General features: G+C 62.3%; 12 protein-coding genes. 2 read left to right on the top strand and 10 right to left on the bottom strand.

Translation table 11 applies throughout. The annotated features are described in order from the left end of the window. From tssK to ECTPHS_RS07495, 4 genes are all read right to left on the bottom strand, one after another. Window positions 1-645: type VI secretion system baseplate subunit TssK (gene tssK, locus ECTPHS_RS07510; protein ID WP_008932116.1), on the bottom strand; the 645-nt coding region annotated here is incomplete at its 3' end. 37 nt (window positions 646-682) lie between these two features. Then, entirely contained in the window at window positions 683-1,192 is a 510-nt protein-coding gene (gene tssJ / locus ECTPHS_RS07505) for a type VI secretion system lipoprotein TssJ (RefSeq protein WP_008932115.1), read from the bottom strand. A gap of 150 nt (window positions 1,193-1,342) precedes the next feature. Next, window positions 1,343-1,639: a circadian clock KaiB family protein gene (locus ECTPHS_RS07500; RefSeq protein ID WP_008932114.1), complete on the bottom strand. Its 297-nt coding sequence runs from the start codon at window positions 1,637-1,639 to the stop codon at window positions 1,343-1,345. A 39-nt stretch (window positions 1,640-1,678) separates the two neighbouring features. Next, a complete protein-coding gene (locus tag ECTPHS_RS07495; RefSeq protein ID WP_141565293.1) occupies window positions 1,679-2,173 on the bottom strand; it encodes a thioesterase family protein in 495 nt (164 codons plus the stop codon). A gap of 132 nt (window positions 2,174-2,305) precedes the next feature. On the opposite strand from ECTPHS_RS07495, the gene ECTPHS_RS07490 reads away from it, so the two are divergent. Next, window positions 2,306-2,992 (top strand): class I SAM-dependent methyltransferase, encoded by a 687-nt coding sequence (locus ECTPHS_RS07490; protein WP_008932112.1) that lies wholly within the window; start codon window positions 2,306-2,308, stop codon window positions 2,990-2,992. On the opposite strand, the gene ECTPHS_RS07485 is transcribed toward ECTPHS_RS07490, so the two are convergent. The 6 genes from ECTPHS_RS07485 to rpmH form a co-directional block, all read right to left on the bottom strand. After that, window positions 2,971-4,221 (bottom strand): diguanylate cyclase, encoded by a 1,251-nt coding sequence (locus ECTPHS_RS07485; RefSeq protein ID WP_008932111.1) that lies wholly within the window; start codon window positions 4,219-4,221, stop codon window positions 2,971-2,973. The two genes, ECTPHS_RS07490 and ECTPHS_RS07485, sit on opposite strands and share 22 nt — an antisense overlap. A 19-nt stretch (window positions 4,222-4,240) precedes the next feature. After that, the gene (gene mnmE, locus ECTPHS_RS07480) at window positions 4,241-5,581 is read right to left on the bottom strand and encodes a tRNA uridine-5-carboxymethylaminomethyl(34) synthesis GTPase MnmE (protein WP_008932110.1); all 1,341 of its coding nucleotides are present in this window, start codon (window positions 5,579-5,581) and stop codon (window positions 4,241-4,243) included. A gap of 130 nt (window positions 5,582-5,711) precedes the next feature. Further along, window positions 5,712-7,394 carry a membrane protein insertase YidC gene (gene yidC / locus ECTPHS_RS07475; RefSeq protein WP_008932109.1) on the bottom strand — a complete coding sequence of 561 codons (1,683 nt, stop codon included), beginning with the start codon at window positions 7,392-7,394 and terminating at the stop codon, window positions 5,712-5,714. After that, a complete protein-coding gene (gene yidD / locus ECTPHS_RS14235) occupies window positions 7,387-7,638 on the bottom strand; it encodes a membrane protein insertion efficiency factor YidD (protein WP_008932108.1) in 252 nt (83 codons plus the stop codon). Before yidD ends, yidC begins: the two co-directional genes overlap by 8 nt. Further along, window positions 7,614-8,015 carry a ribonuclease P protein component gene (gene rnpA, locus ECTPHS_RS07470; RefSeq protein WP_008932107.1) on the bottom strand — a complete coding sequence of 134 codons (402 nt, stop codon included), beginning with the start codon at window positions 8,013-8,015 and terminating at the stop codon, window positions 7,614-7,616. The genes yidD and rnpA overlap by 25 nt, the downstream gene beginning before the upstream one ends. After that, window positions 7,996-8,130, bottom strand: a complete 135-nt coding sequence (gene rpmH, locus ECTPHS_RS14230) for a 50S ribosomal protein L34 (RefSeq protein ID WP_083838800.1) — start codon at window positions 8,128-8,130, stop codon at window positions 7,996-7,998. The genes rnpA and rpmH overlap by 20 nt, the downstream gene beginning before the upstream one ends. A gap of 202 nt (window positions 8,131-8,332) precedes the next feature. On the opposite strand from rpmH, the gene dnaA reads away from it, so the two are divergent. Then, the gene (dnaA, locus tag ECTPHS_RS07465; RefSeq protein WP_040405432.1) at window positions 8,333-9,721 is read left to right on the top strand and encodes a chromosomal replication initiator protein DnaA; all 1,389 of its coding nucleotides are present in this window, start codon (window positions 8,333-8,335) and stop codon (window positions 9,719-9,721) included. The last annotated feature ends 179 nt before the right edge of the window (window positions 9,722-9,900 follow it).

The following is a 9,900-nucleotide window of genomic DNA, read 5'->3' as shown; positions in this document are numbered from 1 at the left end:
TCCATGGATGGCGTTCCGCAGACGGTCCAGAAGTCGATCCTGCAGGCGTATCAGGCCGGTACAGCCCTGCACCTGGAGCAGTGGCGGGATGAAGTCCTCGTCCGGCTCATGGCGGCCATCGCAACGGGGAAGCAGACGGAGCAGAGGCAAGAGGGTTTCATGGTCGCTTTCAGTGGTCCCGGTTACCAGGGAGAGGTTCAGGCGCCCCAGGCCCAGTTCACGCACCCGGTTCGGGTCATGTTCATCCGCCACGGTTTCGTAGTGCACCTGCCAGGCATCCCAGATGCCTTCGTCGTTCCCGTAGCCGCCGATGCCGGCCGCGCGCCGGTTCGCGGGCAGGCTCAAGGAAACCAGCAGGGGTTCCCCGGAAGGCTCCGGCAGCTGGCAGTCAAGGGGGCCTTCGCGATCTTCACGGAAGCTGACACAGCGTCCGTCGCGCATCACCGCATCGACGGCGATGACCCGGCATCGGCCCTGATCCAGTGCCTCATGATCCAGACGCAGGTATCGGATTCCCCAGCCCAGGGGGAAATGCCAATGGAAACGCCGGATCAGCATCGACTCGTGGTACAGATCCCATTGCTGCAGGTGCTGCTGGCTGAGCAGCAGTCCCTCGCTCCAGATGGGTTTTCTTATGCCTGTCATGAGCTTGTCCTTCCCTGGACGTAGGTTGGCGGCGCGTCTAATCCTCGATCACGATCCGGTTTCCGTGGAGACTGACACTCAGACGCTGGTCCATCTGCCGGCCCAGCCGGCCGCCGGGCAGACTCCGGATGTCCCTCCAGTCCGGAGTGGTGGGATCACGAAATACCGCCATCACACCCAGATGAGTGGCACCGGGATGCCGCTGCCAGGTCAGGTCACGACGGATGCCCGGCTGCATGACCAGTTCCTGCCGGCTCAGCGCATCTGCGCCCAGGATCGTCAGATCCTGTTTCCAGAGGTCTTCGAAGGGGCTTTCCTCGAAGCCCCGGGGGTCCTTGAGCTGATAGACGCGCACGACCACGGGCAGTGCCTGGCCTTCGTCGCTGGGGTTGAGATGGGGGGTGGCGTGCAGGTCCAGGCGGACCTGGGGAGCAGCACAGCCGAAAACCAGCAGCAGGGCCGCAAGGAGTGCCGAAGTCAGGAGGACGCGGCGCCGTCGATGGACCGACAAGGGATGGGCGCTGCGGTGTTGTGGGCGGTGTGTCATCTGCCGTTCCCTGGCGTGTTGATTGGGTGATGCGTACCTGCCACCGGGTCGAATCCCTCGATTTGGCGGCATGGGCAAATATAAACGGGACTCGCTGATATTTGTCAAGGGGAAAGTTTGGCTTATCGGCACCCGATGCCGGAACCGAATTCAGTCTCCTGGCGCCTCACCGGGCAGTTCCATTGCACAGAATACCCGGGCTTTCACCGAAAGATCCCCTACCACGCGCAATTCCGGCTCCGGGCGCTTCCTGATGAGAACCGGCGTGACCAGGATGCGCTCGGTCTCGGCCACCTGCAGATCTTCGAGAATGTCCACCACCTCCATGCTCACGGGGATGCCCCGCGCTTCCAGCAACCGGACATAGTCGTGCAGATGATCCATGGCCCTTCGTGCGGTATGTGTCTGGCCGGCGATGAACAGCCTGAAATGGTATTCAGGGTGCATCGACCGCTCGCATGGGTGGGCAAGGTGACAGGCAGAGGATCATGAGCGGAAGATATCCAGCACCCGGCGCTCGTCATCGATCACCGTGAAGGCGTTGCGGAAGGCCTCCGGGACCGGTCTGGGTCGGCCTGTCCCGGCATCCACATAAACCCACTCGGTTTTGGCCCGGACCACGGGACGATGATCACCGGCGCGCAGAAACAGGTAATGGCGTGGCGAGCTGCGGTGAGAAAATCCTCCGATCCAGGTCAGTAGCCGCAAGTCATCCCCCGCATGGGCGGGACGCAGGTATTCGATGAGGTGGGAGCGCACCACCCAGCTGCTGCCTTCCTGTTGATAGCGATCCCAGTGCCAGCCGCGGGCTGCGGAGTGGGCCAGGGCAATCTCCTGCATCCATTTCAGGTATTCCAGATTGTTGACATGGCCATTGATGTCGATGGCCGACTCGGGCACCGTAAAACGACGGGAAAAGATCCCTTGCTGATCCATCGTTTCATGGGATGCCGTCCGGGAATCGGGCTGTGTGTCGGACATGCTGAAAACCATTGGGAGCCGTTGAATTCAGGTCATGATGACGGTGTGAAGCGGTCATCCGAGCATCGGCATTCTACTGTTCCGCGCGGTGTCATGCGAACATTACCGTTTAAGCGCCCACGAATGCCTGCCATGCCCTTGTATCGCTGCCCCCTGTGCCGGGGCCTGGAGACACCGCTTTTTCATCGTGAAGACCGGCCCCGGGTGCACTTCCGCGACTATCATCGCTGCCTGCAATGCGATCTGACCTTCGTGCCTCCCCCCTATCATCTCTGCGCCACGCAGGAGAGGGCCTATTACGATCTGCATCAGAATCAGGGCACGGATGAAGGTTACCAGCGGTTTCTGGGGCGCATGCTCACACCCCTGCTGGCGCGGGTGAACCCCGGTGCCGCGGGGCTGGACTTTGGTTGCGGCACCGGCCAGGTCCTGGTGGGGATGTGTCGCCGGGCCGGGCTGTCCTGCGTGGGCTATGACCTCCATTATCATCCGGACCCCGCACCGCTGGCGCAGCAGTATGACTTCATCGTCAGTACGGAGGTTTTCGAGCACCTGGCCGACCCCGCTGGGGTGCTCGAACACTTGCTGACCCTGCTCAAGCCCGGCGGCTGGCTGGGCATCATGACCAAGCGGGCCCTGGACCGGCAGCGTTTTGCCCGCTGGCACTATACCCTGGACCCCACCCATGTCTGCTTTTTCAGCGAGCAGACCTTTCGCTGGATCGCCGCGCGGAGGGGCATGACCCTGGAGGTGGTGGGTAATGATGTGGTGATGTTGAGAAAGCCCGACTTGGCCCCCTACTCCGCCAAGCAGACCTGATTGCGTCCGGCCTGCTTGGCGGCATACAGCGCCTGGTCCGCTGCCTTGATGACGCTCTGAGGGTCAGGATGATCCGCGCTGCGTTCGGCCACCCCCATGCTGATGGTGACGGATACGGTTCTTTCCTTGCCCGGCCCGCGTCTGGCTCTACCCTCCCGCTTGTTACTGGGCCGCGATGTTTCGTTGCGAATGGCGATCTCATAAGCCTCGATGGCTTCCCTGACGGCTTCCAGATGGGGGACGCATTGCTCCGCCGTCTTGCCGGGAAAGACGATGGTGAATTCCTCCCCGCCATAGCGATAGGCCTTGCCGCCGCCCCGGACCTTGCGCAGTTGGGCCGCCACGACTCGCAGTACCTGGTCTCCCAGGTCGTGGCCATGGGTGTCGTTGAATTTCTTGAAATGGTCCACGTCGGTCATGGCGATGGCGTAGCAACGCCCCAGGCGTTGCAGCCGTTCATTGAGGGCGCGACGGCCGGGTAGACCAGTAAGATCGTCGCGAAAGGCCATCTGAAAGGACTCATGCACCACGGCGATGGCGAGAATCAGCAGCAGGGTGGCGGTGAACAGGGGCACCGCATAGGCGTGGAAGAGTTGCGGCAGCATCCAGCCTATGCCGGCCAGGGTGATCCACTGTCCGGCCCACTGGGGCGTCGGACGGCGCACCACGAAAAATCCCATCACGGCAAGACACAGGATCAGGCTCCAGAAGGAAAGCTGGGGCATGCCGTAGCCGTCCCAGTGCAGGGCGGGCAAGTGAGTCGTCAGCAACAGGTCGGCCATGCCCTCCGGAAACTGCGTGGCGAAGAGAACGGCGAATCCCGCCAGGCTTCCAAATACCGACAGCCTGAGCAATAGATCCATCATCAGGTGGTAACGTTCGGACCAGAAGGCGTTGACCAGGAACACCAGGGGAACCATCAGGGTCATGAGGGCGTAGCCCAGGGCGGGCAGTAGATCCGCTTCCGTCGTCATGGCCATGGGCCGGATCTGAAACATGCTGCCCAGATAGACCAACAGCACCAGGATCACACAGATCAGCGTGCGGGTGCGGCCGTAGAGAAAGGCCAGAACCCCCGCCAGCACTCCCGTCAGCCAGGGGATCACTTCCACCAAGCCCTGGGGCAACTCCGGTAGCCAGGCCCCCTGAATGGCCGCGCCCATGCCCAGGGCCAGCATCACGGGCGGGAGCAGGATGAAGATCAGGGTTTTGAGGTGTTCCTGGGTCATGATTGGTTTGGGCAGTGTGTCACTTTCCGATGCAGAAGGAAGAAAAAATCTCCCCCAGCAGATCATCCGCACTCACCCGTCCGGTGATCTCTCCCAGCGCCTCCTGGGCCAGGCGCAGTTCCTCGGCCACCAGTTCCGTGGCGCGGGTGATGATGAGCTGATCGTTGGCGGCCTGAACATGGTCGCGGGTGCGAGCCAGGGCGTCCAGGTGGCGGCGACGGGCGGTGAACAGGCCTTCCGGGTGACCGCTGTAGTGGAGCTGGGCCTTGAGGGCCTCGCGCAGGGTGCTGATGCCTTCGCCGGTGCGGGCCGAAATGAACAGCACGTCACTGGCATCCGCCGGCACCTCGGTGAGCCGGTCCAGCTTGTTGTAGACGGTGATGACCGGCAGACGGGACGGCAGGCGGCGACGGATCCCCCCTTCGGCTTCGCCCTCCCCCTGAGTGGCGTCCACCACCAGCAGCACCAGGTCGGCCCGCTCGATCTCGGCCCAGGCCCGGCGGATGCCTTCCTGCTCCACCGGATCATCGGATTCCCGCAGGCCGGCGGTATCCACCAGGTGCAGGGGCAGACCGTCCAGGCTCAGGTGTTCCCGCAGCACGTCCCGGGTGGTGCCGGGAATGGCGGTGACGATGGCGGCTTCCCGGTCCACCAGGCGATTGAGCAGGCTGGATTTGCCCGCATTGGGGCGCCCGGCGATCACCAGGTGGGCGCCTTCCCGCAGCAGATTGCCCTGCCGGGCCTGTTCGGTCAGGGTGGCCAGTTGATCCAGCAGGGACTCGATCCGGTACTGGATATCCCCTTCCGCCAGCAGATCCAGTTCCTCTTCGGAGAAATCCAGATCCGCTTCCACGAACACTCTCAGTTCGGTCAGGGCCGATAGGATCAGGTCCACCTGGCGGGAAAATCCGCCTTCCAGTGATCGGCGGGCACTGCGCACGGCGGCGGCGGAACCGGCATCGATCAGATCGGCCACGGCCTCGGCCTGGGCCAGGTCCATACGGTCGTTCAGGAAGGCGCGCTCGGTGAATTCCCCGGCCCGGGCCATGCGGCAGCCCATCTCCAGACAGGCCCCCAGCAACAGGTCCATGACTACCGGGCCGCCATGGCCCTGCAGTTCCAGGACATCCTCGCCGGTATAGGAATGGGGGCCGGGAAAATACAGGGCGATGCCATCGTCGATGACCTCTCCCCGGGCATCCAGGAAGGGGCCGTAGAGCGCCTGTCTGGGGCTGGGCAGTCTGCCCAGGCAGCGCCGCGCCACCTCGGCGGCATGAGGGCCGGAAACCCGCACGATACCCACGCCTCCCCGTCCTGGCGCGGTGGCAATGGCGGCGATGGTATCGAAGCTGCGGTGCATGGCGGTGAATCCCACGAAAAACAGCCCGGATGGAGAAAACCGGCGGTTTCCGAAATCCCCACTGTGGTGGTTTTTTCGAAGACCGCCGGCCGTCCCCAGCCGGGCCATGGATGGCCAGCAGGAAGTGGAGTTACTTCTTGCCGCCGCCCTTGCCGTTGGCCGTCTTTTCGATCTGGCGCGTGATGTAGTACTGCTGGGCAATGGACAGCAGGTTGTTGACCAGCCAGTACAGCACCAGGCCCGCCGGGAAGAAGGCGAAGAACACGGTGAAGACGATGGGCAGGGCCATCATGATCTTCTGCTGTACCGGGTCCATGGGGGCCGGGTTCAGCTTGTACTGGGCGATCATGCTGGCACCCATGAGCAGCGGCAGCACGAAGAAGGGATCACGGATGGACAGATCCTGAATCCAGAAGATCCACGGCGCCTGGCGCAGTTCCACACTCTCCAGCAGCACCCAGTAGAGGGCGATGAAGACGGGGATCTGAATCAGGATGGGCAGACAGCCGCCCAGCGGATTGATCTTCTCCTTCTTGTAAAGCTCCATCAGCGCCTGGTTCATGCGCTGCTTGTCGTCGCCGAAACGTTCCTTGAGGGCCATCATCTTCGGCTGCACGGCGCGCATCTTGGCCATGGAGCGGTAGCTGGTCTCGGACAGCTTGTAGAACACCAGCTTGATCATCAGGGTCAGGATGATGATGGCCCAACCCCAGTTGCCCACGACGTCATGGATCACTCGCAGCAGCCAGAACAAGGGCTTGGCCAGCACCGTGAAGATGCCGTAGTCCACCGTCAGTTCCAGGCCATCGGCAATCTTGGACAGGGGTTGCTGTTTCTTGGGGCCGATCCAGATGCGGGATTGCAGGACGTCATAGGCGCCGGGGGCGATGCTCACCGGCTCGGAGCGCAGGCCGATGATGTACTGGGGCCGATCCGGCGTGCCGATGGCACGGCTGTAGAGCAGGTTCACCTCATCGGCATACGGAACCCAGGCGGTGAGGAAGTAATGCTGGATGATGGAGATCCAGCCGGCGGAAATATTGCGGTCCTGGACGTTCCTGCCCAGGTCTTCCAGGGATTCCTTGATGTACTTGCCGTCATAGAGGGCGGCACCGGTGAAGGTGTACAGGAACCAGGAATCACGGGCCGGGGTGGGGCCATGACGCAGCTGCCGGTACTGGCGACCGGTCCAGGTGACGTCACTGTTGTTCTCCACCCGATGACTGACATCCACCAGGAAGTCGCCACGGCGGAAGGTGTAGGTCTTGGTCACGCGGATGCCGTCCTCGCTTTCCCAGGTCAGGGGGACCACGAGTTCATCCTGCCAGTCCTCCATGCGGTATTCGGTGCGCTCGGCACGGAACACGGCGTGGTGGGATGGAGCACGGTCGGCGTGCTCGACGCCGGGTACACGGTCATGGATCAGGCCGGACTGGGCCACATAATCGCGCAAGCGCTCGTCCAGGATGCGTACCGGATTGTCCGGCTCCTTCAGGCTCACCGGATAGGTGGGCAGGTCGGCGCGTACCAGATCCCCGCCACGGGTGTCGATGAGCAGGTCCAGGGTATCGGTGACCACGCGGATGCGCTGGCGATCAGCGGCCATCACCGGGTCCATGCCCACGGGGGCATCCATGGCCTCGGAAGCAGGGGCATCGGGGACGTCGTCGCGGAATTCCTGGCCATTGAGGGTGGCTTCCGCGCGTTGGGGATCGAACTGGGGCTGGGGACCATAGTCCACACGCCAGGCCTGCCAGATCAGGAACAGCAGGAAAACCAGTGACAGGTACAGGATCGGTCGGAGATTATCCATGATTTCGCGGCTGTTTGTGATGGCCTGGAGCGGGGTCTGGTACAGGATCGTACCCGCCTTCGCAGAAGGGGTGACAACGCGCCAGTCGCCGGACGGTGAGCCACAGGCCGCGCAGGGCGCCGTGTCTCTCGATGGCCTCCATTCCATAACAGGAACAGGAGGGGGTGAACCGGCAATGCTGCCCGATGAAGGGGCTCAGGGTATAGCGGTAGACCTGGATCAGGAAGATAAGGACTTTTCGCATTGGCTACTCATCCGTTTCCAGAGTCTTTCCAGGGCCTGATGAAGATCGGCGTTATTGAAGCGCTGGGCGCCCGGCTTGCACATGATAACCATGTCCATGGAGGCCATGCCGGACCGATGCCGGCGAAATGACTCCCGAATCAGGCGCTTGATTCGATTGCGCTGGGTGGCCTGGCGGACATTCTTCTTTGCCACGGCCATGCCCAGGCGCGGTCCTTCGGTCGGGCTCGGCACCCAGAGCCCGGTGAAGGGCGGCTGGGATACCCGATGTGCATCCTTGAAGACCCGTTGGTAATCGCTCGCCTGTACCAGTCGGACGTGGCGAGGAAACCCCTGGTCATTCAGCCCGATCAGACGATCAGGGGCAAAGACGGGCACGGCCCCGGGCGCGGCGAGCGGCCAGCACCTTGCGGCCACCACGGGTAGCCATGCGGGCACGGAAGCCATGGGTGCGCTTGCGGTGCAGGTTACTGGGCTGGAATGTTCTTTTCATGACGGCAGACCGTGGCTGAGTTCTATTTACGGGCGATAGAGAGCGCCCAATCTAAGGCGCGTAAAAGTACCTGCGATTGACATGGGTGTCAATCCGCGTCAACCAAGGTCTGGGGACAAGGATGTGGAAAAAGGTGTGGATAAGTTTGCGGGCCTGCGGGTAGACTTACGCATCCCTCAACCCCCTACCACTGGAGATACCCTTGGTTGGCAACTCCTTGTGGCAGCAATGCGTGTCGCGTCTGGAGAGTGAACTCTCCGAACAGCAACTCAATACCTGGATTCGTCCCCTGCATGCAGTGGAGGAACAGGGCGTATTACGGCTGCTCGCTCCCAATCGATTCGTGCTGGACTGGGTCAAGGACCATTTCTTCCAGCGTATCGCCCAGGTCGTCACCGAGGTCCTGGGCAATGACTCCATGCGTGTGCTGCTGGAAGTGGGCAGCAGCCGCCCGCCGACACCGGTGGCGCGCCCTGCCCCACCGACGCCGGCGACACCGGCGCCCACGGCCGTGGATGCGGCCCAGGCCCGCGGTCCGGCCCCGGCTCCGGCGGCCAGTTCGCCCCAGTTCACCAACAACCTGAATCCCAACTTCACCTTCGATAATTTCGTCGAGGGCAAGTCGAACCAGCTTGCCCGCGCCGCCAGCTTGCAGGTGGCCGCCAATGTGGGCAAGGCCTATAACCCTCTGTTCCTCTACGGCAGCACCGGTCTGGGGAAGACCCACCTGATGCATGCCATCGGCAACACCATCCTCAAGGAGCGACCGGATGCCAAGGTGGTGTACCTGCATTCAGAGCGATTCGTGGCCGACATGATCAAGGCGCTGCAGCACAACTCCATCGACGAGTTCAAGCGCTACTACCGGTCGGTGGATGCCCTGTTGATTGACGACATTCAGTTCTTTGCGGGCAAGGAGCGTTCCCAGGAGGAGTTTTTCCATACCTTCAATGCCCTGCTGGAGAGTCAGCAGCAGGTGATCCTGACCTGTGACCGCTACCCTAAGGAAGTGGACGGCCTGGAAGACCGGCTCAAGTCCCGATTCGGCTGGGGACTCACCGTGGCCATCGAGCCGGCGGAACTGGAAACCCGGGTCGCCATCCTCAAGCGCAAGGCGGAAGAGGCTGGCGTCGATCTGCCCAGTGAGGTGGCCTTTTTCGTCGCCAAGCGCATCCGCTCCAATATTCGCGAGCTGGAAGGGGCCTTGCGTCGGGTCATCGCCAACGCCCATTTCACCGGCCGTCCCATCACCCTGGAGTTCGCCAAGGAAGCACTCCATGACCTTCTGGCCCTGCAGGACAAGCTGGTCACCATCGACAACATACAGAAGACCGTGGCGGAGTATTACAAGATCCGGGTGTCTGATCTGCTGTCCACCCGGCGCAGCCGGTCCATCACCCGACCCCGCCAGGTGGCCATGGCCCTGGCCAAGGAGCTGACCAATCACAGCCTGCCGGAGATCGGCAAGGCCTTTGGGGGGCGGGACCACACCACCGTGCTGCATGCCTGCCGCAAGGTAGTGGAGCTGCGCGAGTCTGATGCGCGGATCAATGAGGATTTCATCAACCTGCTGCGGACACTGACCACCTGAAAACAGCCAACCCTGTGGAAAAGGTGTGCACCCACACTGAGGAAAGCCCGAGCCCGAATTTATCCACAACTCGTCAACAAGCGCCAGGTTCGCTTATACGACGATCAATTCACAGGGTTTTTTCTGATTAATTCATTGAATTGATTGAATATTTAAGAAGTTATCCAGAGTTTTGCGGG

This window comes from Ectothiorhodospira sp. PHS-1, from assembly GCF_000225005.1.
GTDB lineage: Bacteria > Pseudomonadota > Gammaproteobacteria > Ectothiorhodospirales > Ectothiorhodospiraceae > Ectothiorhodospira.
This window is presented reverse-complemented; position numbering and strand designations above follow the sequence as displayed.